The organism is Wenzhouxiangella sp. YN9 (assembly GCF_056324165.1).
Map to the genome: position 1 here is coordinate 98,322 of NZ_JBJNIP010000053.1, position 23,830 is coordinate 122,151.

General features: G+C 64.9%; 19 protein-coding genes and 1 pseudogene. 12 read left to right on the plus strand and 8 right to left on the minus strand.

Going from position 1 to position 23,830, the window contains the following annotated elements; translation table 11 throughout:
* The first annotated feature begins 101 nt into the window (after positions 1 to 101).
* The 7 genes from ACEWQ0_RS01880 (at position 102) to ACEWQ0_RS01910 (ending at position 8,112) form a co-directional block, all read left to right on the plus strand.
* Positions 102 to 1,250, plus strand: a complete 1,149-nt coding sequence (locus ACEWQ0_RS01880; protein WP_476481640.1) for an isovaleryl-CoA dehydrogenase — start codon at positions 102 to 104, stop codon at positions 1,248 to 1,250.
* Between the two features lie 306 nt (positions 1,251 to 1,556).
* Positions 1,557 to 3,374 (plus strand): SLC13 family permease, encoded by a 1,818-nt coding sequence (locus ACEWQ0_RS01885; RefSeq protein ID WP_476484321.1) that lies wholly within the window; start codon positions 1,557 to 1,559, stop codon positions 3,372 to 3,374.
* Positions 3,375 to 3,622: 248 nt separating this feature from the next.
* Positions 3,623 to 4,792, plus strand: a complete 1,170-nt coding sequence (locus tag ACEWQ0_RS01890; protein ID WP_476481642.1) for an acetyl-CoA C-acyltransferase — start codon at positions 3,623 to 3,625, stop codon at positions 4,790 to 4,792.
* Positions 4,793 to 4,796: 4 nt separating this feature from the next.
* Positions 4,797 to 5,690, plus strand: a complete 894-nt coding sequence (locus ACEWQ0_RS01895; protein WP_476484322.1) for a hydroxymethylglutaryl-CoA lyase — start codon at positions 4,797 to 4,799, stop codon at positions 5,688 to 5,690.
* 55 nt (positions 5,691 to 5,745) lie between these two features.
* Complete coding sequence (locus ACEWQ0_RS01900; protein ID WP_476484323.1) at positions 5,746 to 6,150, plus strand: GxxExxY protein; 405 nt, start codon at positions 5,746 to 5,748, stop codon at positions 6,148 to 6,150.
* Between the two features lie 84 nt (positions 6,151 to 6,234).
* Positions 6,235 to 7,005 carry an SDR family NAD(P)-dependent oxidoreductase gene (locus ACEWQ0_RS01905; RefSeq protein ID WP_476484324.1) on the plus strand — a complete coding sequence of 257 codons (771 nt, stop codon included), beginning with the start codon at positions 6,235 to 6,237 and terminating at the stop codon, positions 7,003 to 7,005.
* A gap of 270 nt (positions 7,006 to 7,275) precedes the next feature.
* Positions 7,276 to 8,112 (plus strand): mechanosensitive ion channel family protein, encoded by an 837-nt coding sequence (locus tag ACEWQ0_RS01910; RefSeq protein WP_476484325.1) that lies wholly within the window; start codon positions 7,276 to 7,278, stop codon positions 8,110 to 8,112.
* Positions 8,113 to 8,228: 116 nt separating this feature from the next.
* Here ACEWQ0_RS01910 and ACEWQ0_RS01915 read toward each other — a convergent pair whose 3' ends face one another.
* The 3 genes from ACEWQ0_RS01915 to ACEWQ0_RS01925 form a co-directional block, all read right to left on the minus strand.
* On the minus strand, positions 8,229 to 9,032 hold the full coding sequence (locus ACEWQ0_RS01915) for an NYN domain-containing protein (protein ID WP_476481647.1): 804 nt from the start codon (positions 9,030 to 9,032) through the stop codon (positions 8,229 to 8,231).
* A 99-nt stretch (positions 9,033 to 9,131) separates the two neighbouring features.
* The gene (locus ACEWQ0_RS01920) at positions 9,132 to 11,030 is read right to left on the minus strand and encodes a DUF2207 domain-containing protein (RefSeq protein ID WP_476484326.1); all 1,899 of its coding nucleotides are present in this window, start codon (positions 11,028 to 11,030) and stop codon (positions 9,132 to 9,134) included.
* The gene (locus ACEWQ0_RS01925) at positions 11,027 to 11,614 is read right to left on the minus strand and encodes a LemA family protein (RefSeq protein ID WP_476481649.1); all 588 of its coding nucleotides are present in this window, start codon (positions 11,612 to 11,614) and stop codon (positions 11,027 to 11,029) included. The genes ACEWQ0_RS01920 and ACEWQ0_RS01925 overlap by 4 nt, the downstream gene beginning before the upstream one ends.
* A gap of 281 nt (positions 11,615 to 11,895) precedes the next feature.
* On the opposite strand from ACEWQ0_RS01925, the gene ACEWQ0_RS01930 reads away from it, so the two are divergent.
* Positions 11,896 to 12,435 (plus strand): alpha/beta hydrolase, encoded by a 540-nt coding sequence (locus ACEWQ0_RS01930; RefSeq protein ID WP_476481650.1) that lies wholly within the window; start codon positions 11,896 to 11,898, stop codon positions 12,433 to 12,435.
* Positions 12,436 to 12,538: 103 nt separating this feature from the next.
* Here the strand turns inward: ACEWQ0_RS01930 and ACEWQ0_RS01935 are convergent, their stop codons facing one another.
* Both ACEWQ0_RS01935 and ACEWQ0_RS01940 read right to left on the minus strand, forming a co-directional pair.
* A complete protein-coding gene (locus ACEWQ0_RS01935) occupies positions 12,539 to 13,048 on the minus strand; it encodes an REP-associated tyrosine transposase (RefSeq protein WP_476484327.1) in 510 nt (169 codons plus the stop codon).
* Between the two features lie 433 nt (positions 13,049 to 13,481).
* The gene (locus ACEWQ0_RS01940) at positions 13,482 to 15,443 is read right to left on the minus strand and encodes an acetoacetate--CoA ligase (protein WP_476484328.1); all 1,962 of its coding nucleotides are present in this window, start codon (positions 15,441 to 15,443) and stop codon (positions 13,482 to 13,484) included.
* A 144-nt stretch (positions 15,444 to 15,587) separates the two neighbouring features.
* Here ACEWQ0_RS01940 and ACEWQ0_RS01945 point away from each other — a divergent pair, with 144 nt between their 5' ends.
* From ACEWQ0_RS01945 to ACEWQ0_RS01960, 4 genes are all read left to right on the plus strand, one after another.
* Positions 15,588 to 16,556, plus strand: coding sequence for a peptidylprolyl isomerase (locus ACEWQ0_RS01945; protein ID WP_476484329.1), 969 nt, complete (start codon positions 15,588 to 15,590; stop codon positions 16,554 to 16,556).
* Positions 16,557 to 16,564: 8 nt separating this feature from the next.
* Positions 16,565 to 17,494 carry an ABC transporter ATP-binding protein gene (locus tag ACEWQ0_RS01950; RefSeq protein WP_476484330.1) on the plus strand — a complete coding sequence of 310 codons (930 nt, stop codon included), beginning with the start codon at positions 16,565 to 16,567 and terminating at the stop codon, positions 17,492 to 17,494.
* Positions 17,491 to 18,267, plus strand: a complete 777-nt coding sequence (locus ACEWQ0_RS01955; protein ID WP_476481655.1) for an ABC transporter permease — start codon at positions 17,491 to 17,493, stop codon at positions 18,265 to 18,267. The genes ACEWQ0_RS01950 and ACEWQ0_RS01955 overlap by 4 nt, the downstream gene beginning before the upstream one ends.
* Before the next feature lie 176 nt (positions 18,268 to 18,443).
* Positions 18,444 to 19,268, plus strand: coding sequence for a hypothetical protein (locus ACEWQ0_RS01960; protein WP_476484333.1), 825 nt, complete (start codon positions 18,444 to 18,446; stop codon positions 19,266 to 19,268).
* A 185-nt stretch (positions 19,269 to 19,453) separates the two neighbouring features.
* Here the strand turns inward: ACEWQ0_RS01960 and ACEWQ0_RS01965 are convergent.
* The 3 genes and pseudogenes from ACEWQ0_RS01965 to ACEWQ0_RS01975 all read right to left on the minus strand — a co-directional run.
* A pseudogene (locus ACEWQ0_RS01965) lies at positions 19,454 to 20,197 on the minus strand (DUF3300 domain-containing protein); the annotation flags it as partial.
* A gap of 116 nt (positions 20,198 to 20,313) precedes the next feature.
* Entirely contained in the window at positions 20,314 to 23,337 is a 3,024-nt protein-coding gene (locus tag ACEWQ0_RS01970; RefSeq protein ID WP_476484331.1) for a DEAD/DEAH box helicase, read from the minus strand.
* A 271-nt stretch (positions 23,338 to 23,608) separates the two neighbouring features.
* On the minus strand, positions 23,609 to 23,830 hold a 222-nt coding region (locus ACEWQ0_RS01975; RefSeq protein ID WP_476484332.1), incomplete at its 5' end, for a hypothetical protein.

Below are 23,830 nucleotides of genomic sequence, written 5' to 3' on the forward strand. Positions count from 1 at the left end.
GGGGCACGAAGGATACGAACAATGAACAGGTTCCATTTTCACCTCGTGCCCTTCTTGCCCCTGTTGGCTTCAAGGCTCTTTCTGATGACAGGCACCCAACCATGAAACTGTCCGAAGATATCGAAATGCTGCGCGAGAGCGTGCGCCGCTACGCCGAAGACTCGATCGCGCCGCGCGCGGAAGAAATCGACCGCAGCAATGAATTTCCGCAGGAGCTCTGGCGCGAGCTCGGCGACATGGGCCTTCTCGGCATCACCATTCCCGAAGCGCACGGCGGCTCGGACATGGGCTATCTGGCCCACCTGGTGGCAATGGAAGAAATTTCCCGCGCCTCGGCCTCCATCGGCCTGTCCTTCGGCGCCCACTCCAATCTGTGCGTGGACAACCTCTACCGCAACGGCACAGCGGCCCAGCGCGAGAAGTACGTACCCCGGCTCGTCTCCGGCGAATGGGTCGGCGCTCTGGCCATGTCCGAGCCGGGCGCCGGTTCCGACGTGGTCGGCTCGATGAGCTGCCGCGCCGAAAAGAAGGGCGATGTGTGGGTCGCCAACGGCTCGAAGATGTGGATCACCAACGGCCCTGAATGCGACGTCGCCGTGGTCTACATGCGCACCGCCGGGCAGGAAGCCGGCAGCAAGTGCATGACCGCCTTTCTCATCGAGAAGGATTTCAGCGGCTTCAGCAAGGCGCAAAAGCTCGACAAGCTGGGCATGCGCGGCTCCAACACCTGCGAGCTGGTTTTCGACAACTGCGAAATTCCCGCAGAAAACGTCCTGGGCGAGGTCAACGAAGGCGTGAAGATCCTGATGTCAGGGCTCAACTCGGAGCGCCTGGTGCTCTCCGGCGGCCCGATCGGCATCATGCAGGCCGCCATGGACAATGTGCTGCCCTACATCCGCGAGCGCAAGCAGTTCGGCCGCGCGCTGTCCGACTTCGGCCTGATGCAGGCCAAGGTCGGCGACATGTACGCCGCGCTGCAGTCTTCCCGCGGCTTTGCCTACCAGCTTGCAGCCGCCTACGACACCGGCGAGCGCTCGCGCATCGACGCCGCAGCCTGCCTGCTGCACGCCTCGAGAAGCGCCGTCAACGTCGCGCTGGAAGCCATCCAGGCTCTGGGCGGCAACGGCTACATCAACGAATACCCCACCGGCCGCCTGCTCCGAGACGCCAAACTCTACGATATCGGCGCCGGCACCAACGAAATCCGCCGCATGCTCATCGGCCGCGAACTCGCCGCCGGGCGAAGCTGAGACGGAAAATCCTTGAAACGCAAAGACGCAAAGCAGCAAAGGACGCAAAGAAAAGAAAACAAACAAGAAACATTGGGCTCACGGAGCACGTGTTCCGCGTGTTTCCGTGTTTCCCGTGGTTATAAGACTTTTTTTCTTACTGAATCTGGGTGAATCTGCGGTTTCAAAAAGCCGGGCCCTGAGCTGGCTGAGTAACGTCCATAATCAGGTGAGGTTTTATTTCATCAGGCTTTCTTTGCGTTCTTTGCTGCTTTGCGTCTTTGCGTTAAAAAGGTTCTGGTTTTCATTACCCCGGCTGGATCCTGAATGACCGTCGAAATCGGCCTGGTCTTCGTCATCATCGCCATCGCGCTCTACCTGTTCGCCAGCGAGCGCTTTCCGCTGGACGTCACCGCCTTTCTGATCCTGATCACGGTCACCGCCATTCCGCTGCTGTTTCATTCGCAGTGGCTGGTCGAGCGCGGCATCGACCTCCAGGCCGCGTTTCCCACGGTTCGTGAAGGCCTGTCTGGCTTGTCGTCGCCGGCCACCGTGACGGTTCTGGCGATGTTCATCCTGTCGGCCGGCGTGCAGCGCACCGGCCTGGTGCACCGCCTCGGCCTACTGCTCTCACCGTGGATGAAAGGCCCGGAGTCGCGTCAGATCATCATCATCGCGCTGCTCGTCGGGCCGGTCTCGGGCCTGATCAACAACACCGCGGCGGTCGCCGTGGCCATCCCGCTGGTGCTCGACATGGCCCGGCGTTCGGGCTCGAGCGCGGCGCGCCTGCTCATGCCGATGAGCTTTATGGCCATGATGGGCGGCACCCTGACTTTGATCGGCACCTCGACCAACCTGCTGGCCTCGGCTCTGGCCGCCGACCATCCCGACTTCGGCCGCGCCATCGGCATGTTCGAGTTCACCCACGTCGGCGCCATCGTGCTCACCACCGGCGTGCTGTATTTCCTGGTCGTCGGGCGCTGGCTGCTGCCCAGAGGCGACCGCGTGTCGGTGCAGGACAAGAACGAGGAAGATTTCATTTTCGAGGTCCGGGTCGCCTCCGGCGGCCGCCTGGTCGGCAAGAGCGCCAGCGAGGCCGACTTCGACGACCACAGCGGCGCCGAGGTGGTGCGCCTGATCCGCGACGGCGAGTCGCACATCAAGCGCGCGGCCACTACCCGCCTGAAGGTCGACGATGTCCTCCAGCTGCGCGGCACGCGCCGCCAGGTCGCTGATCTGATCAAATCCGATGACGTCAGGCTGATTTCGGACTTCGGCCACGCCAGGGGCGTGCGCAGCGACGGCCACCTGGCGCGCATCCTGCTGCGCAACGAGCGCGTCTTCAACGGTGAACACGGCAGCAAGGTCGGTTTCTGGCGCCGCTACCAGGCCCGCCCGGTGGGGCTGGAAGCCGATCGCGTGAGCGCTCCGCGCCTGGCCGATGAGCCGCTGCGGGTGGGCGAGATCGTGCTGCTGCAGCTGTCGACCACCGCGCTGGAAAAGCTGCGGCGCCACCCCGACGTGATCGTGCTCGACACCTTCGAAGACGAGTTCGACCGCGCCCGCATGTGGACGGCCGGCCTGATCGTCGCCGGGGTGGTGCTCGCCGCCGTGCTCACGCCCCTGCCCATTGTCATCACCGCGCTGATCGGCGTGCTGGCCATGCTTTTTACCGGCTGCCTCGCCCGCGAGGATCTGTACTCGGGCGTGGCCTGGAACGTGATCTTCCTGCTCGCCGGCGTCATCCCCTTGGGGATCGCCATGACCAAGTCCGGTGCGGCGGCCTGGCTGGCCGGTCTGCTGGCCGCCAACGCCGGCAGCTGGCATCCGCTGCTGGTGCTCATGGCACTGTATGCCATCACCACCGTACTCACCGAGATGGTCAGCAACAACGCCGCCGCGGTCATCCTGGTTCCGGTGGCCATCGGCCTGGCCGACCAGCTCGGCCTGCCCGTCCTGCCGCTGGTGTTGATAGTGATGTTCGCCGCCTCGACCAGCTTCCTCACGCCGGTGGGCTACCAGACCAACACCATGATCCACGGCACCGGCCTGTATCGATTCACCGATTTCGCCAGAGTCGGCGCCCCCCTCAACGCCCTGCTGATGGTCGTCACCAGCACCGCCATCTGGGGCTTCTGGCTCTGAATCTCGAAAAAACCCGAAATCTCTGAACCCACGGAAAACACTGAAGGCACGGAAAAAATCGGATCGAATGTGCTCCGGGAGCTTTTCCGGCACAGCCGTTTCCGTGACTTTCCGCGCCTTCCGTGGTTACAGGTTTTTACAGCACCCGGCGCACCCTGGTGGCAACCGGCGCCGGCTTGCTGTAGCAACCTTTCGGCCCAACCTGCGATAATAGATAACTTCCATTTCCAAACCCACGGATTTGCCTCATGACCGACTCCATTGTCATCGTCTCCGCTCGCCGAACCGCCATCGGCTCGTTCCAGGGCCAGTTCGCCCCGGTCAAGTCGCCCGACCTGGGCGCGGCCGCCATCAAGGCCGCCGTGGCCGATGCCGGCGTCGACGGCGCGGACGTCTCCGAGGTCATCATGGGCTGCGTACTGCCCGCCGGCGTCGGTCAGGCGCCCGCGCGCCAGGCCGCGCTGGGTGCCGGGCTACCGGTTTCGACCGGCTGCACCACCATCAACAAGGTCTGCGGCTCGGGCATGAAGGCGGTGATGCAGGGCCACGATGCCCTGCTGGCCGGCTCGGCCGACGTCATCGTCGCTGGCGGCATGGAGTCGATGACCAACGCGCCCTACCTGAGCGAGCGTGGCCTGAGAATGGGGCATGCGAAACTGCTCGACCACATGTTCTTCGACGGCCTGCAGAACCCCTACGACGGTCAGATGATGGGGCAGTTCGGCGAGCAGTGCGTGGCCAAGTACGGTTTCACCCGCGACGACCAGGACGCCTTCTCGAAGGCCTCGGTCGAGCGCGCCATGGCCGCGATCGAGTCCGACGCCTTCGCCGCCGAGATCGCTCCGGTCACGGTCAAGACCCGCAAGGGCGAAGCGGAAGTCGACACCGACGAGGAACCGGCCAAATCGCCGGTGGAGAAAATGCCCAAACTGCGTCCGGCCTTTGCGAAAGACGGCACCATCACCGCAGCCAGCTCGTCGAAGATTTCCGACGGCGCGGCAGCCCTCGTGCTGATGCGTTCAGGCGAGGCCGAGTCGCGCGGTGCAGCGCCGCTGGCGCGCATCGTCGCCCACGCCACCCACTCCCAGGAGCCGGAATGGTTCACCACCGCCCCGGTGGGCGCCATTTCGAAAGTGCTGGACAACGCCGGCTGGAAGGCCGACGAAGTCGATCTGTTCGAAATCAACGAAGCCTTCGCCACCGTCACCATGGCGGCGATGAAAGAACTCGACCTGCCGCACGACAAGGTCAACGTCAACGGCGGCGCCGTCGCCCTGGGCCACCCCATCGGCGCCAGCGGCGCGCGCATCGTGGTCACGCTGATTCACGCCCTGAAAGCCCGCGGCGGCAAGCGTGGCGTTGCCAGCCTGTGCATCGGTGGCGGTGAGGCCACTGCACTGGCCATCGAGCTTGTCTGAGGCCATGAGTGACGCCGTCACCATCGTCGAGGTCGGGCCGCGCGACGGGCTCCAGAACGAGCCCTACACCATTCCGACCGGGGTCAAGATCGAGCTGATCGAACGCCTCGCCGACACCGGCCTGGGCGTGGTTGAAGCCACCAGCTTCGTAGCCGCCCCCGCCATCCCGCAGCTGGCCGACGCCGAGGAGGTCTTCGGCCACATCGAGCGCAAGAGCGGCGTGCGCTACCCGGTGCTGGTGCCCAACGAGAAGGGCTACGAGCGCGCCCGCAAGGTCGGCGCCGAAGAAGTCGCGGTCTTTACCGCCGCCTCCGAAGCCTTCAACAAGAAAAACATCAACTGCACCATCGCCGAGTCGCTGGAGCGCTTCGCTCCCGTGCTCGCCCGCGCCCGCACCGACGGCGTGCGCGTTCGCGGCTACGTCTCGACCGTGCTCGGCTGCCCGTACCAGGGCGATGTGCCGATCGCGGATGTCGTGCGTGTCGCCGAAGCGCTGCATGACGCCGGCTGCGCGGAAATCTCGCTGGGCGACACCATCGGCGTGGGCACGCCCGGCAAGGCGCGCGCAATGCTCGAGACCGTCGCCCGCTCGGTGCCCATTGGCCAGCTGGCCGTGCACTTCCACGACACCTACGGCCAGGCCCTGGCCAACATTCACGCCTGCCTGGAAGCCGGCGTGCGCGTCGTCGACTCCTCGGTCGCCGGCCTGGGCGGCTGCCCGTTTGCCCGCGGCGCCACCGGCAACGTCGCCACCGAAGACGTCGTCTACATGCTCAACGGCCTGGGCCTTGAAACCGGCGTCGACCTCAAGACCCTCGCCCGCGTCGGCGACTGGATCGCCGGCGAACTCGACCGCCCCCGCTCGAGAACGGGGCAGGCCATCCTCAAACGCAATTAGGTGCACTCTGGAAGCAGAAAACCTTTGAAACGCAAAGACGCGAAGACGCAAAGAAATGAGTGAATCGCGAGCTGCGATCGAGGGAACAGCCACAGCCATTGTGGATGCCATGGTCAAGGTACATCGTGCGTTGGGCCCGGGCCTCCTTGAGTCAACCTACCAAGCGTGTCTGGACCACGAACTACGCCAGCGCGGGCATGAAGTAGCGACCGAAATCTTTTTACCAGTTCACTATGATGGAATGAAAATCGATGCCGGCTTTCGGGCAGACATGATTATCGATCGCTCGGTGATAGTCGAAAGCAAAGTGGTCCAAGCCATTCTTCCTGTTCACAAGACTCAGCTCTTCACCTATCTGAAACTTTCGAATCATCGGCTTGGACTGCTGGCCAACTGGAATTGTTCACTGATGAAGGATGGCATAACACGCGTGGTCAACAACTTACCAAGACATGCATAAGCATAGCGTCAGTTCTTCTTTGCGTCTTCGCGTCTTTGCGTTTCAAAGGTTTTGCTTTTGATCTTCAAAACACAGGAGTTTTCAATGGATACCAACAACATCAAGGCCGTCATCACCGGCGGTGTTTCGGGGCTGGGCCTTGCCGTGGCCGAGCATTTCGTCGCGCTCGGCGGCAAGGTCGCCTTGCTCGACGTCAATGAAGACAAGGCCGCCGAGGCCGTCGGCAAGCTCGGCGAAGACAAGGCGAAGTTCTTCAGGACCGACGTCACCAGCGAATCGGAAGTCGAAAACGTACTCGGCGAGGCGAAAGACTGGATCGGCGAGATCAATGTTGCCGTCAACTGCGCCGGCATTCTCGGCGCCGGCCGGGTACTCGGCCGCGAGGCGCCGATGCCGCTCGAGACCTTTTCGCAGACGGTCATGGTCAACCTGGTCGGCAGCTTCAACATCAGCAAGGCAGCGGCCAACCTGATGCAGCACAACGAGCCCAATGACGACGGCGAGCGCGGCGTGATCATCAACACCGCGTCGGTCGCCGCCTACGAAGGCCAGATCGGCCAGGCCGCCTATTCGGCATCCAAGGGCGGCGTAGTCGGCATGACCCTGCCCATGGCACGCGAGTTCACCCGTTTCGGTGTACGCGTGATGACCATCGCTCCGGGTGTCTTCCACACGCCCATGGTCGACATCATGCCCGAGAAGGTACAAAAGGCCCTGGGCGAATCCATCCCGTTTCCCAAACGCCTGGGCAAGCCCGAGGAATACGCCCGCCTGGCCGCCCACATCGTGGAAAACGCCTACTTCAACGGCACCACCCTGCGCCTGGACGGCGCCGTGCGGCTGGAACCGAAGTAAGGCGCGCATTCCACCGACCCGCGTCCGTCGGCGTCACATCGCCGACGGACGACGCCGGCTTGACCGGGTGATGCAGGTCGGCGTTACATCGCCGACGGACAACGCCGGATCGACCGGGTGATGTAGGTCGGCGTTACATCGCCGACGGACAACGCCGGATCGACCGGGTGATGTAGGTCGGCGTTACATCGCCGACGGACAACCTTGACGTAGCCCCACCGTCGGCACATCATTCGCCAACAACCCGAACAATAGCGAAGGGAGCCCCACATGGAAAGCCTGCAGCAGTGGTTCGCCAACCTCGAAACCGGCCAGATCATCGCGGTCGCCTGGCAGGTTGTCGGCGCGGTCCTGATCTTCATCATCGGCCGCTGGGTCGCCAAAGCGGTCGTCGCCCTGGTGCGGCGCACCATGACGCGGCGCCAGCTCGACGCCATGCTGGTCGCCTTCCTCGGCACCATCCTCTACGTCCTGCTCCTGATGTGCGTGATCCTGGCATCCATCAGCTACCTGGGCATCGCCATCACGCCGCTGATCGCCATTCTCGGCGGCGCCGCGCTGGCCATCGGGCTGGCGCTGCAGAACAGCCTCTCGAACTTCGCCGCAGGCGTCATGCTGGTCGGCTACCGCCCCTTCACCAAGGGGCACTTCGTCGAGGCCGGCGGCGTGTCGGGCACGGTCGATCGCGTTGGCCTTTTCAACACCCGCCTGGTGACCACCGACAACCGCAGCGTGATCGTGCCCAACAGCCAGATTACCACCAGCCCGATCACCAACTACTCGGCGTTTGACACCCGTCGCTGCGACCTGACCATCGGCGTGGACTACGCCGACGACCTGAAGGTGGCGCGCGCCGCGATCGAAAGGGTCATTACCGGCCACGAAAAGGTGCTGAAAGACCCCGAGCCGGCCATCCTGCTGATGGACCTGGCCGACTCCAGCGTCAACTTCGCGGTGCGCCCCTGGGTGAACGCGGCCGATTACTGGGTCGTGCGCAGCGAACTGCTCGAGCAGATCAAGGCCGAGCTCGAGGCGGCCGGATGCTCGATTCCGTTCCCCCAGCGCACGGTGCACCACATCGGCGAAGGATCGGCGGGCGACGATTGAGTCGTCCGTCGCGGATGTAACCGCGACCTGCGCGAGCGGCGCACAGCCGCCGGTCAACCGTCGATGCGATCAACCGCCCGATGTAGGTCGGCGTTACATCGCCGACGGACGACGCGTCACTCTTCGGACTTGATTGACCGGATGATGTAGCCGCCGGATTTCTCATCAGGTTCGAGTTCGACCAGCCCGGCCTTCTGCGCCTCCTCGAGTAAGCTGTTGAAGCTCTTGAAGCCATGATACGACTCGCTGAAGCCCGGCTGCCGGCGCTTGAGCGCCTGTTTGACCATGGAACCCCACACTTTCTCCTCGGCATCGCGGTCGGCGGACACCGCCTCGGCTGTTTCCAGCACCAGGTCGAACGCTTCCTGCTGTTTCTTGTCGATCTTTCGAGCCGCTGTCTTCTTCTTTTTCTTCGTCACCTTCTTCTTGCTCGCGGGCCGAGGTTTCGTGCGGATGAGGTCATCGTAGAAGATGAATTCATCGCAGTTGGACATCAGCAGATCGGACGTGGAGCTCTTCACGCCCACACCGATCACCGTCTTGTTGTTTTCCCTGAGCTTCGAGACCAGCGGCGAAAAGTCCGAGTCGCCGCTGAGCAGCGCGAACGTATCGACGTGGCCCTTGGTGTAGGCCAGGTCGAGTGCGTCGACGACCATGCGGATATCGGCCGAATTCTTGCCCGAGATGCGCACGTGAGGAATATCGATCAACTCGAACGCCGCCTCGTGCATGGCCGGCTTGAACTCGCTGTAGCGGCCCCAGTCGCAGTAGGCCTTCTTGACCACGATATTGCCCTTGAGCAGCAGCCGTTCGAGCACCTTCTGGATGTCGAAGGCCTCGTAACGCATGTCGCGCACGCCCAGGGCGATGTTCTCGAAGTCGCAGAACACGGCCAGGTTGCGGGTCGGGTTGGATGTCATGTTGTCTACCGTTACAGATCAGAAAGTTGTCGATACTCTGCTTGAAAAACCCTTAAAACGCAAAGGCGTACATGCTCTTTGCGTTTCAGAGGTTTCGGATTACCAGCCGCCGCCGCCACCGCCACCTCCGCCACCGCCGGAGAAGCCGCCGCCACCGCCGCCGGAGCTCGATCCCGGCGCGGTCGAGGCCGATGCGGTGGCGCTGGCCAGGCTCGAACCCAGCGCGCTGCCCAGGCCGGCTGCGCTGAAGCGGCCGCTGCTGACGGTGGCCGGATACCAGTGCCGGGTCTGCGCGGTGCCGACCTGCGCCGCTGCTTCGATTTCGGCGGCAAAGCGCTTGGCCCAGGTGTCGGCGGCGTCGAGCGCGACGGCATAGGGCAGCAGGCGCTCGAACTCCTCGAAGGTCTGCGGCGGCGCGTCGCCGTGGCGGCGCTCGATGTCATCGCGCTCGGCGACGGTCAGGTACAGGCGCAGGCCCTCGATATGATCGAGCAGCAGGCGCCCTTTCAGCGTCGGCGCGCGCATCCAGCTCCAGAACAGGCCATTGACAAGGGCAATGACCACCACGATCAGCGCGGGAATCCAGCCGATCATGTGACCGAACAGGCCCAGGATGATGACGCTCGCCGCCGCAAAGGGCAGGCTGAAGGCGGTCAGTCCGATCGCTCCGAGCAGGCCGGTGACGCCCTCGAGATCGCGCCAGGAACGATACACGCGCATCAGCAGCACGGCCGTGCCCAGATTCCAGACCGTCTGGTGCACGGCCAAAGAGCCGGCAACGAACTTGTCCTCTCCTGGCAGGCTCATGATCATGCCCAGCAGGGTCGCGATGGAGACCAGGATGCCGGGAATCACCCACCAGCGGTTGAGCTTGAAATAGCGCCCCTCCATCCGCCCGGAAAGCGCCTTTTCGTGCGCCTTCAGGGCCGCCCTGACTGACTTGTGGTTGGACCTCTTGAACGTCAGGCGCTCGCCCAGGCGCTCGAGCAGTTTGCCCTCGGTTGCCGATTCGGTCTCGCCATCGAGCCGCTCGGCAACGTAGCCGTCCGCGCCCTTGTCGAGCCTGAGCGCGCCCTTGACCGCCAGGCTGACCAGGGCGGCGGCGGTGGCAGTCTTGTCATAGCCCATCTTCCAGACATAGCGCAGCATGGCCGGCGAATAACCCTGTGGTGGGTTGTAACGCGCATAGATCGCGCCGCCGTCGGGATCGCGGCCGACCCGCGCCCAGGCAAACAGGTACCACAGCGCCATCACGAGCGTGCCGGCCGCCCCGATGATCGCCACGCGATTGTCCCGGGCATCCAGCCGCAGCTTCTCTGCCGCCGTGGGCTCGTTGACCAGGCCCTTGGGAAAACCGACCGCAATGGTCAGCCCCTCGCCGGGAGAGAGCCGGCGCGTCGTTTCGAAACGGGCCCGTCTGCCGCTGACTACCGCGCTGCGCACGTCGCTGCCCTGCTCGCCCTGAAGTCCGGTGTAGGCATCCAGGCGCAGCTCCTCCGGCCCGGCGCCGGCCGGCAAGTTCACCACGGCGCTGGCCCGCTCGATCGGAAAGGCCCAGGCGTTTCCGGTCACGTTCCAGTAGAGCTCGTCGAAATCCTCGAAAAAGCCGACCTGGCGCGCGGTTCGATAGCTCAGCTCGTAGGTGTGCCGGCCGTGGTCGAGCGTCCGGTCGGCGCTGCCGAAATAGACCCGCACGCCGTTGCTGATCGACTCGATATGCCAATCCTCGCGCTCGCTGTTGCGGCGCACGTCTGTTATCTCGAACGGCACGCTCACGCGCCTGCCGTCGCGCTGCGGGTAGCGGGTGGGGAAATCCCGGTAGATACCGCGCCGGATCTCGCGCCCCTCGGCCAAGACGGTTATCGTTTCGGTGACCAGCAGCTCGCCGGAAGGCTGAACCTCGATCTCGCTGGCGAATTCGGCGATGCGCTCCTCGGCGGCCACTGCCAGCGGCGCAAGCGCAAGCAGAAGCAGAAACCGCGGCAGGCCGGATGTCACCGGGACGCCTGCTCGTTTACCGAAAGCAGGCGGGCCACTTCGGGAACCGAGCGCGCCTCGATATCGGCGCTGAAGTAGCTTGCCTGATCAAAGCCCGTCAGCCGCGCGATCAACAGGTCGGGAAACTGCTGGACTCGGGTATTGAGATCGCGCACCGCGCCGTTGTAGAAGCGCCGCGCGTGCGAGAGCAGGTCTTCGGTCTCGACAAGCTCGTCGGTCAGCTGCTGAAAGCTCTGGGTGGCCTTGAGGTCCGGATAGCTCTCGGCCAGCACGAGCAGGCGGCCCAGACCGGAGGCCAGCGCCCCTTCGGTTTCGGCCATGGTCAGAGCCCTGCCCTCGCCGGCGGCCTCGCGCGCCCGCGAACGCAGCGCCGTGATCTCCTCGAACACGCGCTGCTCGTGCCCGCTGTAGGCACGCACCGCCTCGACCAGCTGCGGCACCAGATCCTGGCGACGCTGAAGCTGCACGTCGATATCGGCAAAACCATTCCGCACCAGGTTGCGCGAGCGCACCAGCTGATTGAAGATGAAGACAGCCCACACCAGCAGGACGAGCAGAACGGCAATCAGGACTCCCTCGATCATCCACAGATTCTACATCGGACCGAAACAACGAGATATGCCTGTCCGCGTTTCTTGAGCATGCCGCCAACCGACCACGGCCCGGGCGGCGAAAAGGGGGATTCCGTCCGACGCAGGTCGCGGTCACGCCCGCGACGGACAAAGCTCGAGGCCCTGTTCATGCGTGTACCACATTCACCCCAACCATCAAGGTGGCCCGTCGGCGATGTAACGCCGACCTACGATATTGGCACCCCGCCAAAACGATGCAACAATCCGGACCGGACACAGGAGTGAATGAACGTATGAGCCAAACCACGACAACCGTCATCTTCAGCCACGGCCACCTCTCCAGCCCGCAGAGTCTGAAAATCGTCGAACTCGAACCCATTGCCCGCCGCGCCGGCTTCGACACCCTGGCCATCGACTATCGCGACCAGCGCGACGACCCCGTCGCGCGCGCGGATCGGCTGATCGAGGTCGTGCGTGGGCAGGCCGTCGAACCCGTACTGGTCGGCTCCTCCATGGGCGGCTGGGTTGCCATGCACGCCGCCGAAACCGTTCCCGTCGCCGGCCTGTTCCTGATGGCCCCGGCCCTGTTTCTGGAAGACCGCGTACCCAATGGCGTAGTGCCAGAAAGCTACGCGCCCCGATCGAACCGGCTCGCCGTGATTCACGGCTGGCACGACGACATCATTCCGTGGCAGCACAGCCTGCGCTTTGCTGAAGCGAACAACACCGCCCTCCACCTCCTCGACAGCGACCACCGCCTCGAAAGCGCCCTGCCCGAGCTCAAGGCCATCTTCCGGCAATTCATCATGCCAACTGGACAACCACCCGCGTAGGTCGGCGTTACATCGCCGACAGACGACGTGGATGGCTGGGACACACATCGCTTGCATGTGAACGCAAACCCCGAACGTCGTCCGTCGCGGATGTAACCGCGACCTACTCGAGATCCATGCCGGAAATGTGCTTCGGCTCGCTCGTCCCCCAGGAATGGCTGTACTGCCCCCGCTTGACCCAGGCATGAAAACTGGACCAGCGATACTGACAGGCCATGGCCACATAACCATGCTTGACGGGGTTGTAATGGAGATAATCCAGATGCAGCCACAAGTCGCGATCATCACGCAGCATATGATCGTAATAGCGACGCTGCCACAACTGCCGCCACGGCAACCGCCGGTCGCGTCGTGAAAAAGCCACGCATCGCTTGAAGCAGGAAACGATCTGCGGAATGGTCGCTCCGTCGTCCACCACCAGCATCCAGTGGAGGTGGTCATCGAGAATCACGTGCGCCAGATGCCGAAACCCGTGTCGCGCCTTCGTTTCCCGAAACCCCTCTACCACCATGCGCTTTTCTGCAGCCGCGCGCAGCCACGGCCGCCGCTGTGCCGACACCAGCGTCAGAAAAACCCAGCAGTTGTCTCCGAAATAGCGTCTGTAGCGAGGCATGCAGGCATGATGCACCGCCCCGTGCTGCGAGGCATCCGCCGCCCCGCCCGCCCCGCCGTAGGAATTCAACCAGAAACACCGTAGGTCGGCGTTACATCGCCAACGGACAACCTCTCCGATCGGGACACGCATCGCTCACATGTAAACGCAAACCCCGAACGTCGTCCGTCGCGGATGTAACCGCGACCTACCCGACCCTCCGACAAACCACCCACGTAGGTCGGCGTTACACCGCCGACGGACAACCTGGCCGATCGGAACACGCATCGCTCACGTGTGAACAAGACCCCGAACGTCGCCCGTCGCGGATGTAACCGCGACCTACCCGACCCTCCGACAAACCGCCCACGTAGGTCGGCGTTACACCGCCGACGGACGACCTCTCCGACGAACCCCCACGTAGGTCGGCGTTACACCGCCGACGAGCAACGCTTCAGCTTTGCAGCTCGTCGAGGTCGCGGTACTGTTCCAGCGCTTCGGGGTTGGCCAGCGCCGAAGTGTTCTTGACTTCACGATCGTGGATGACGTCGCGCACGGCCAGTTCGACGATCTTGCCCGAGACCGTACGCGGAATGTCGGACACGGCCACGATCTTCGCCGGCACGTGGCGCGGGGTAGCGTTGGCGCGCACGGTCTTGCGGATGCGGTCCCTGAGCTCGTCATCGAGTTCGATGCCGTCTCTCAGGCGCACGAACAACACCACGCGCACGTCGCCCTCCCATTGCTGGCCAACACAGATCGACTCGATGATCTCGTCCAGTTTTTCGACCTGGCGATAGATCTCGGCTGTGCCGATGCGTACCCCGCCGGGGTTGAGGGTGGCGTCCGAGCGCCCGTAGATCACCACCCCGCCGGTGGGTGTCAGCCGGGCGTAGTCACCGTGCGACCAAATGCCCTCGAACTTCTCGAAGTAGGCCTCGCGATATCGCTTGCCATCAGCATCATTCCAGAACTTCACCGGCATGCAGGGAAAGGGCAGCGAGCAGGTCAGCTCGCCGGTTTCGTTTTCGACCACACGACCGTCGTCGGCGCGGATCTCGACCTTCATTCCCAGCCCGCGGCACTGCAGCTCTCCCCTGTAGACCGGCAGCAACGGATTGCCCAGCGCAAAGCAGGAGACGATGTCCGTTCCGCCAGAAATCGAGCTGAGCTGCAGGTCTTCGGCGACATCACGGTAGACGTAGTCGAACGACTCGGGCAGCAGCGGCGAGCCGGTCGACAGAATGGCCCGAAGATGCTCCAGCCGGTGAGACTCACGCGGCTTGATACCGGCCTTTTCGCAGGCCGAAATCCACTTCGCGCTGGTGCCCAGCACCGTCACGCCCACTTCATCGACGAGATTCCACAGCACATGACCGTCGGGATGGAAGGGCGAGCCGTCGTAGAGCACCACGGTCGAACCCACGGCCAGCCCGGAGACCAGCCAGTTCCACATCATCCAGCCGCAGGTGGTGAAGTAGAACAGCGCGTCGTCGCGCTTCAGATCGGTGTGCAGCTGCAGTTCCTTGAGGTGCTGCAAGAGCGTGCCGCCGGCGCCATGGACGATGCACTTGGGCACACCGGTGGTGCCGGAAGAATAAAGAATGTAGACCGGATGGTCGAACGGAAGCTGCGCAAAGTCGATGTCCCGCGCGTCGTTGTCAACAAAATCGTCCCAGATCACGGCATGATCAATACCGGAAAGATCCGGATCGTCGTCCATGTAGCCGGTCACGACGATGCGTTCGATCGACGGCATCTTCTCGGCCAGCTCGGCAATCCGGCCGAGACAATCATGAACCTTGCCGTTGTACTGGTAGGCAGCGGCGGCGAACAGCACCTTGGGTTCGATCTGACCAAAACGATCCATCACGCCCTGCACGCCAAAATCGGGCGAGCACGACGAAAACACCGCGCCGATGGAGGTGGCCGCCAGCATCGCGATGACGGTTTCGGGCAGGTTGGGCAGATAGGCCGCGACGCGGTCGCCTTCTTCCACGCCCATTGCGCGCAACGCGGCAGCAACGCGCGCAACTTCGGCGTAGAGCTCGGCGTAGCTGATGCGCCGGTGAACGCCGTCTTCGTTGGCAAACACCAGCGCCGTATGACGATCACCACGATCGTTGCAGTATTTCAGCAGGTTCTCGGCAAAATTGAGCCGGGCCTGCGGGAACCAGCGCGTGCCCGGCATTGCCGGCCAGTTTTCCACCGACGTTTCGCCGCGGGTCTCGGCCACCACGCCGCCAAACTCCCACAGCGCCTGCCAGAAGGCCTGCGGATTGTCTACCGACCAGCGATACAGCGCGTCCCAGTCGTGCACGTGGGGGTCAAGCTCCTGGTTGACGAGCTGGATGAAGCGGGACAGGTTGGCTCTCGAAAGGCGCTCGGCCGAGGGCCGCCACAAGGGTTCGGTCATGATGCTGTCTGCGTTGTCTTGAAAATCCGGCCTCAAAGGGTACCCAACTCCACCGGGCCCGTCACCTGTACTTTGGTTCGTCGTTGCCACGCGCCCGGAGTCCTCGCGTAGAATTCGGGGCTCCCCAACTGACTGATGGACACCATGAAAAAGATCGCCACCCTGCTTCTTCTGATTGCGCTGGCCTTCCAGGTCCAGGCGCAGAATCCGCATGTATGGCTCGATACCGACCGCGGCCCCATCATCCTCGAGCTCTACCCCGACGACGCGCCGGTGACGGTCGAAAACTTCCTGCGCTACGTCGACGACGGGTTTTATGACGGCCTGATCTTCCACCGCGTGATTTCCGACTTTGTCGTCCAGGCCGGCGGCTTCGATCCGAACCTGAACTACCAGGAACCAACCTACGACAACATCATCAACGAAGCCGACAACGGCCTGAGCAATCGCCACGGCACCGTGGCCATGGCCCGCACCCCTGCCCCCGACTCGGCCAATGCGCAGTTTTTCATCAACGTCAAGAACAACGACACGCTCGACCCCGGCGGCAGCACCGATGCCGGCTACGCGGTCTTCGGCGAAGTGATCTCCGGAATGGCTCTGGTCGACACGATGGCCGAACAGCCGACCAGCTCGATCACCTCCCCGCGTGGCACCATGCGCGATTTCCCCCGCGACACCCCGGTCATCCAGCGCGCCGTGCGCACCGACGGGTTTCCCCTGATGCCCGACCATAGCGGCTCGTGGTTTGATCCCGGCAGCTCGGGCGTCGGCTTCAACATCGAGATTACCGGTGGGGCTGACGACAAGCCGATGGCCCTCGTGTACTGGTACAACTTTGCCGAAGACGGCCAGTTGTGGCTGCTCGGCCAGACTGACTTCGAGTGGGGCGATCATGAGATCAGCCTGGATCTCCAGAGCCATCCGGGCAACGACGGAGACTCCGGCTTTCAGAATCCACCCGAATCGGACTTCTCCAGCTACGGCACCCTGACGCTGAGCTTCGACGGCTGCGACAGCGGCACGTTCGAGTACGACCTGAGCGGTTACGGCACCGGCACCGTCGACGTCATCCGGCTGTCGCAGCCCGACGGCTACCGCTGCGCTGAGTAACCGGCACCTTGGCCGCTCTGCTGAAAGTCGAGGCTCTCGACAAGCGCTATGCTGGCGGCCTGCACGCGCTCAAGTCGATTGATCTGACCATCGAGCGGGGCGAAATCTTCGCCCTGCTCGGCCCCAACGGCGCCGGCAAGACCACGCTGATCAACATCATCTGCGGCATCGTCACGCCCAGTTCGGGCAGCGTGACGGTCGACGGTCATGACACGGTGCGCGACTTCCGCATCACTCGTCGCCGCATCGGCCTGGTGCCGCAGGAGCTTCACACCGACATGTTCGAGACCGTGTTCGATACGGTCAGCCTCAGCCGCGGCCTGTTTGGCCTGGCGCCCGATCCGGGGCATATCGAGAACGTGCTGCGCGACCTGTCGCTGTGGGACAAGCGCGACCAGCCCATCATGGCGCTTTCCGGCGGCATGAAACGACGCGTGCTCATCGCCAAGGCGCTGGCGCACGAACCGAAGCTGCTGTTCCTCGATGAACCCACCGCCGGCGTCGACGTGGCGCTCAGGCGCGACATGTGGCGGCTGATCGATCGTCTGCGGGATACCGGCGTGACCATCGTGCTCACCACCCACTACATCGAGGAAGCCGAGCGCATGGCCGACCGTCTCGGCGTGATTCGCCGCGGCGAGATCATCGTTGTCGATGAAACCGCCGCGCTGATGAACAAGCTCGGCCGCAAGCACCTGAGCCTGCGCCTGGCAGAGGCCATGAACGCGCTGCCCGACGCGCTCGCTGACTGGTCATTGACCCTGACCGATGGCGGCCGGCGGCTGGACTACACTTTCAGCGCCGGAAACGAGCCCGATTGCGTGCCGGCCCTGTTCAAGCGCCTGCAGGATGAAAACATCGAGTTCACCCGCCTCGACACCCGCCAGAGCACGCTCGAAGAGATCTTCGTCGACCTGGTGCAGGATGAAGCCTCATGAACGCGCCCATGCTCAACCTGCGCGGCACCTGGACCATCTATCGCTACGAAATGGCTCGCTTCAGACGCACCTTGTGGCAAAGCCTGGTCACGCCCATTCTCACCACCGTGCTCTACTTCATCGTGTTCGGCTCGGCCATCGGCGCGCGCATCGGCGATATCAATACCGTCGATTACGGCGCCTTCATCGTGCCGGGGCTGATCCTGCTCACGGTGTTCACCCAGAGCCTGAACAACGCCTCTTTCGCGATCTACATGCCGCGGTTTTCGGGCACCATCTATGAAATCCTCTCCGCTCCCGTATCCACCGCCGAGCTGGTGCTGGCCTACGTCGGCGCGGCAGCAACCAAGTCGGTCCTGCTGGGGCTGATCATTCTGCTCACAGCGCGGCTGTTCATCGACCTCGACATCAGTCATCCCGCCTGGATGCTGGTTTACCTGATACTGGTCGCCTTCGCCTTCAGCCTTGCCGGGTTCATCATCGGCATCGTGGCCGCGAGTTTCGAGGCGCTGCAGTTCATCCCCATGCTGGTTGTCATGCCGCTGACGTTTCTCGGCGGGGTGTTCTATTCCATCGACATGTTGCCCGCCACCTGGCAAACGGTCAGCCTGTTCAATCCGCTGGTCTACATCGTCTCCGGCTTTCGCTACTTCTTCTTCGGCACAGGCGATGTCAGCGTCTGGGTCAGCCTTGCCGCCCTGGGCGGCTTCATCGGCCTGGCCCTGGCAATCATCTCCTGGATCGTGCGCACCGGCTACCGGCTGAAATCGTAGAAAAAGCCGCACATGGCAAGGCAGCGAAGTCGCGCGGGCAACCCGGGTCGGGTTTCCTTTGCGCTCTTCGCTGCCTCACTGCGCGATCTTGAAAGGAATTTTTACGTCCCCGGCCGCTGCATCAGCGCCGCTTCTCCCGGCCGCCGCCACTGCCACGAACTCGGCTGGACGAGCGGTTGCCGGACGAGCGGCTTGATGGTCGACTCGAGGTCGCCCCGCGCGATGACCGGCTGCCGGCGCTGCGGCTGCTGCGTGCAGGAGCGGAGCGCGACGACCGGCTCGGAGCCGAAGAACGCGGCCGCGGTGCAGCGCGCGGGGCGGAGGCTGCGCGACCGCTGGAGCGGCTTCGACTCGGCGCCGAATGCCGGGCGGGCGCGACCGCGCCGCGGGAGATACTCGCCGGCCGCGATGTCGTCGATGAGCGGCTGCTGCGGCTCGAACGCGAGGGGGCTGAATGCTGCGTCGCCGAGCGCGAGCGCCCGGCTCCCTGCCGCACCGGCGGTGAGCTGCGCTCACCGCTCGAGCGGGAAGATCGCCTGGGAGCTGAGCGCTCCGAGCTTCGGCGCTTCGATGCTCCGCTGCTCGACCTTGACGGGCGGCTGCCCGAGCGCTGGCTGGATGCCTCGCGCGAAGAGGACGAACGCGGCGTCACGCGTGTTGACGAACCACTGCGCAGCGACTCATTGACGCGTCCGGCTCGGCTGGACGTCGAACGGCTGCTGTCGGACGCGCGGCTGCGCGACTGGCTGCGGGCGGGCGCACGCCCGGTAACGGTGCGATTGCGCTGCGATCTTTCCGCGGTGCCATTTGACCTGGCGCTTGCCGAGCGCCCCTCACCGGCACGGCGTGTGGCCGCACGTGATGCGCCCGAACGATTGCGCTCAGATACCCTGGCGCTGCGCTGCGATGCCGCCTTCGAGCGCGAGGTGGCGGTGCTGCGTGTGCGCGCCGTGCGATCGAAATCCGTGCTGGACCGACGCTGTGCCGCCCACTCGCGATGATCGGAGCGGGTTACCGCCCGATTGGTTCGCGAGCTGGTGCGCGCCGATGCCGGCCGATGGTTGTCGACAAAACGCGCTTTCTTCACGCGGCCGCGGTAGCTAACGCCGCGGCGGTGTCGCGGATCGTGCTTCCAGTGGCGGGCGTGATTGAAACGCGCTACCTGGCGACCGGAGTGGAAGCGATGATCGCGATAGTAATGATGGTGATTGACTACCACGACCCGGCGCGTTGCCCAGTGGAACGAGCTGAAGTAGAAGCTCGGCCGAATATGGTAAGGACGGCCCCAGTAAAAGCTCGTGCTGACGCTGAAGCCGCTGGGACGATGCCAATAGTGCGGCGGATAGCTCGACCAGCGCCAGCTGGAATAAACAACGCGCGGATCATAGTAGGGCACGTACACCGTGCGCGTGCGCGCCGGCTCGATATAGATATATTCCTTTTCGCGCACTACCTTGACATGATCATTGCTCTGCAGGTGGCCACCGGAATAGGCTTCCGAGCGCAGATACTGGATCGAGGCGATCACCTCTTCCTCCTGTACCAGGAAGGCATCACCAAGGTCCTGGGTCCACTGCAGATCATCGTCCATGCGCTCGAGCAGCTCGGGAAACGCCACCAGCGCCTTGACGCTGGCATCCCAGTTGCGATGCTCGACCGCGGCCACGGCATCTTCGCCGCGCAAGTCCGGATGCTCACGCGAAAAGCGCGCCGCCTGGATCACTTCGAGCGGATAGGTCGCTGCGATCAACAAGTGCGAGAGCACGCTGTCGGGATACAGCGCCACCGGCGCCAGCATCGAGTCGAGTTCAGCCTGAGTGAAATGGTCATCGTTGGCCTGCACCTGACCGGTGGCACTGCAGCCAACCGTCAGCAGAAGGGCGAAAACCAGCGTCGTCAGCGTTTTCATGTCGTTTCCTCCTTGCGGCATTCCGCGCCGCGTGCAGTCTTTATACCGCGCACTGCCTGAAGTCAGCCTGAACAGGCTCGCCGGCAAGTCGTGACGCACCAGCTGCCGCCAACAACGGCCGCCGTCGCGCCGGCTGATCAGGCTTCCCGCTTTACGCCGGCCGGGCCGAAGACGCCCTCCACCGTCTTCCGCGCGCGCTCGCCCTCGATAAGCCGCCGGCCCTCGATCAACCACTGCCGGACCGCGCCGCAGTCGTCCGGCAGGGCGTCTCGCGGTATCCCGCCGGGCGGTGGGCTGGGCTGCCAGCGCGCGTCCAGCGACAGCAACCAGTCGAGTCGGGCCGTGGCCACCCACAGGCGCTGTCCACCGCCGGGTTCGACAAGGCTCAACGCCCGGCCTTCGCGCACCAGCTTCGAAAACCACGGTGTCCAGCCCCCCAGCGGCACGGGCAAGACCAGCCCCAGGCCCGACTCGCCCTCGCGCTGGGTCATGAAACCGATCTGTTCCAGCAAACGCTCCAGCGCTGTCGTGGAAGGCTGTAGCGGTCTGAAGTTGCCGCTGGACACCGGCGGCGCCGGCGTCCTTGCCCCACGTGCCGGCGGCTGCGCAGGTCGGGATCGGCCCGTGCGCGCAGTCCGCGCAACGCCGCGTGGCCGCACGCCCGCCGCCGGCGGCGATGCCGGACGCTCGAAGTTGCGCGTTCTGCGCTCCTCGGCGTCGTCCTCGTCCAGATAGCTGTAGCGCGGGGCGTGAATCAGCGCCTCGGCCAGCGGTGAAGGCTGCCGGGTTTCCACGGCGTGGACCTCGACCTTGCCCGACTCCAGCTGCCCCAACAGGCGCTGCAAGCCGGCCAGATCCATGTAGTCGTCCAGGCAGTCCGACAGCGCCTGGGCCACCAGCGGATGATCGGGCACCTCGCGCGCACCGCTGAGGTTTTCCAGACAGGCGAGCTGGTCGGGAAACACACAGGCGATCAGGTTCTCGGCCTGGCTGCGCTGGCGCTGCGAGGGCAGCCGTCCGCCGAGGCCGGTCTTGAGCAGCACCAGCGCGTTGTTGGCGCACCAGCGAAAGCGGGTCACGAACAGCGGGGTGTCGAGCATGGCCTGGGTGAGCACGTCGGCGACGTTGTTCGAGCTCACGAAGCGCGCCACCGCCGAGAGCTCGAAACGGCTGGTCACGCCCAGCGAGATCAGCACGCCGTCATCGGTGGCCGCCGCCTGCAGCTCGAAGTTGAACTGGCGGCAGAAGCGCTTGCGCAGCGCCAGCCCCCAGGCGCGGTTGATGCGCGCCCCGGCAAAGGTGTGCAGCACGATATGGCGATCGCCGCCGGGGTCGGCGAACTGCTCGATCACCAGCCGCTTCGGCCCCGGCAGCGCGCCCAGCCGCTGGCGCGACTCGGCCAGCATGCGCGCGGCCTGGGGATCGAGCCCGTCGTGCGATGCGCCCGAGACAACCCGGAGCATCGCCGCGGCCATTTCCGCGGTGCGCCCCGGCCCTTCGCCGAACCAGAACGGCAGCTCGCCGGCCTCGTCCTCGGCCGGCTCCACGCGCACCAGGCCGGTGAGCACGCGCAGAATCCGCCACGGACGATTGCCGAGCTGCAGCACCTGCCCCGGCGACGACTCGAAGGCCACCTCCTCGTCCAGGCGCCCGACGACATCGCCGGTGTCGACGCGCACCACGTCGTACTCGAACCACTCGGGAATCGTGCCGGCGTTGGTCAGCACCAGGCGGTCGGCCTGCGGGTGCGGCTTGTAGCCGCCGCGCCCGTCGGCGATCAGCAGCGGATCAAGCTGCTCGGCGGGCATCATTTCCGGGTGCTCGGCAAGCGTTGCCAGCAGCGATTGCAGCGTTTCACGCGAGATTTCCCGATACGGTCGGGCGCAGCGCACGATCTCGAGCAGCTCGTCCACCTCACCGACGCCGTTGACTACCAGTGCCACGAGCTGCTGGGCCAGCACGTCGAGCGGCGCCTGCAGGGGCAGCACGGCATCGACGCCGGCCCCGGCGATCACCTCTCGCAAGGCCCGGGTTTCCAGCAGCTGATTGAGCGTCAGAGGGAACAGGTGCATGCACGGCTGGCGCCCCGGCCGGTGGCCGCTGCGACCCGCGCGCTGGCGCACCAGATTGACCGAACCGGGCACGCCGATCTGGCAGACGCTCTCGACGTGGCCCAGATCGAGCCCCAGCTCCAGCGAGGCGCTGGACACCATCACGCGCAGTTCGCCGGCCTTGAAACGCGCCTCGATGGCCTCGCGGTGTGCCGTATCCAGGCTGCCGTGGTGCGCACCCACCTGCCCGGGCTGGCCGGCCGCCTCCAGCAGCTCGTCGAGCGTGGCAGCCGTGCGCTCGACCTGGGCGCGGGTCTGGCAGAACACCAGCAGCGAGCGATTGCCCAGGGCCAGCTCCGCGATGCGGGCGTGGATCTGCTCCCAGTGGACGGAGTTCGGGTACGGGCCCAGCGCCATGCCGGGCAGTTCGACTTCGAGCTTCACCGGCCCGGGCTGGCCCGGCGCGACGATCTGGCAGTCGTCCGAACCGGTCAGAAAAGCCGCCAGAGCTTCGGCCGGCCGGGCCGTGGCCGACAGGCCGACGCGCTGCACCGCGCGGCCGGCCAGACGATCCAGGCGCGCCAGCGACAGCGCCAGGTGCGCGCCGCGCTTGCTGTCGGCGATGGCGTGCAGCTCGTCGACCACCACGGCCTCGACCCTGCGCAAGAGCGCGCGGCCGCCGCGACTGCCGAGCAAAACGAACAGCGATTCCGGCGTGGTCGATAGAATCTCGGGTGGATTGCGCCGCTGGCGGCTGCGCTCGATTCGCGGCGTATCGCCGCAGCGCAGGGCGATTGTTGGTGCACGACCGTGAATCTGGCCGGCCGCCTCCAGAAGCGGCGCGAGGTTGAGGGTCATGTCGCGAGCCAGCGCCTTGAGCGGCGCGATATGCACCGCCCGCACCCCGCGCCCGCGCGCCGGCGTTTCGACCAGGCGCTCGACCAGGGGCCGCCACGCCGCCAGGCTCTTGCCCTGCCCCGTCGAGGCAATCAGCAGCGCATGCCGCTTTGCGCGCAAAACCGGCCAGGCCGAACGCTGCACCGCCGTCGGCTCGCCCACGACATCGGCGAACCAGCCGTCGAGCTCCGCCTTGACATCGAATAACGACATGCCCGCATTATGCCGGCAGATCACGCGTGGGTCGCGGTTACATCGGCAGCGGGCGGCATTCAAGGTCGTGTTCACTCGTGAGCTACGCGTGTCCAGGCGTTCCAGGTTGTCCGTCGGCGATGTAACGCCGACCTACGCGGGCCGCCAGCAGCCGATCAGCGCCGAAACCACCCGCCGCCACACGTCACCGGATCCCCCCGACACGCCACACCTGCCGCCAACCACGCGTAGGTTGCGGTTACATCCGCGACGGACGACGTTTCAACCCTGATCACACGTAGCGCACACGCGCCCGGAACCGCTCACCTCGCCCGTCGCCGATGTAACGACGACCTACGCGGGCCGCCAGCAGCCGCTCCGCCACGGAGGCCCCCGGCGTGGCGTGTCGGGGGGACCCGGTGACGTGTGGCGGCGGGTGGTTTCGGCGCTGATCGGATGCTGGCGGCCCGCGTAGGTCGACGTTACATCGCCGACGGGCGAGGTGAGCGGTTCC

Bases quoted from the DNA above. Each gene is read 5' to 3' on its own strand.
- ACEWQ0_RS01940 (WP_476484328.1), bottom strand. From the start codon at position 15,443: ATGACCGAACCCTTGTGGCGGCCCTCGGCCGAGCGCCTTTCGAGAGCC.
- ACEWQ0_RS01890 (WP_476481642.1), top strand. From the start codon at position 3,623: ATGACCGACTCCATTGTCATCGTCTCCGCTCGCCGAACCGCCATCGGC.
- ACEWQ0_RS01885 (WP_476484321.1), top strand. From the start codon at position 1,557: ATGACCGTCGAAATCGGCCTGGTCTTCGTCATCATCGCCATCGCGCTC.
- ACEWQ0_RS01880 (WP_476481640.1), top strand. From the start codon at position 102: ATGAAACTGTCCGAAGATATCGAAATGCTGCGCGAGAGCGTGCGCCGC.
- ACEWQ0_RS01925 (WP_476481649.1), bottom strand. From the start codon at position 11,614: ATGATCGAGGGAGTCCTGATTGCCGTTCTGCTCGTCCTGCTGGTGTGG.
- ACEWQ0_RS01935 (WP_476484327.1), bottom strand. From the start codon at position 13,048: ATGCCTCGCTACAGACGCTATTTCGGAGACAACTGCTGGGTTTTTCTG.
- ACEWQ0_RS01955 (WP_476481655.1), top strand. From the start codon at position 17,491: ATGAACGCGCCCATGCTCAACCTGCGCGGCACCTGGACCATCTATCGC.
- ACEWQ0_RS01930 (WP_476481650.1), top strand. From the start codon at position 11,896: ATGAGCCAAACCACGACAACCGTCATCTTCAGCCACGGCCACCTCTCC.
- ACEWQ0_RS01900 (WP_476484323.1), top strand. From the start codon at position 5,746: ATGAGTGAATCGCGAGCTGCGATCGAGGGAACAGCCACAGCCATTGTG.
- ACEWQ0_RS01895 (WP_476484322.1), top strand. From the start codon at position 4,797: ATGAGTGACGCCGTCACCATCGTCGAGGTCGGGCCGCGCGACGGGCTC.
- ACEWQ0_RS01910 (WP_476484325.1), top strand. From the start codon at position 7,276: ATGGAAAGCCTGCAGCAGTGGTTCGCCAACCTCGAAACCGGCCAGATC.
- ACEWQ0_RS01970 (WP_476484331.1), bottom strand. From the start codon at position 23,337: ATGTCGTTATTCGATGTCAAGGCGGAGCTCGACGGCTGGTTCGCCGAT.
- ACEWQ0_RS01945 (WP_476484329.1), top strand. From the start codon at position 15,588: ATGAAAAAGATCGCCACCCTGCTTCTTCTGATTGCGCTGGCCTTCCAG.
- ACEWQ0_RS01905 (WP_476484324.1), top strand. From the start codon at position 6,235: ATGGATACCAACAACATCAAGGCCGTCATCACCGGCGGTGTTTCGGGG.
- ACEWQ0_RS01915 (WP_476481647.1), bottom strand. From the start codon at position 9,032: ATGACATCCAACCCGACCCGCAACCTGGCCGTGTTCTGCGACTTCGAG.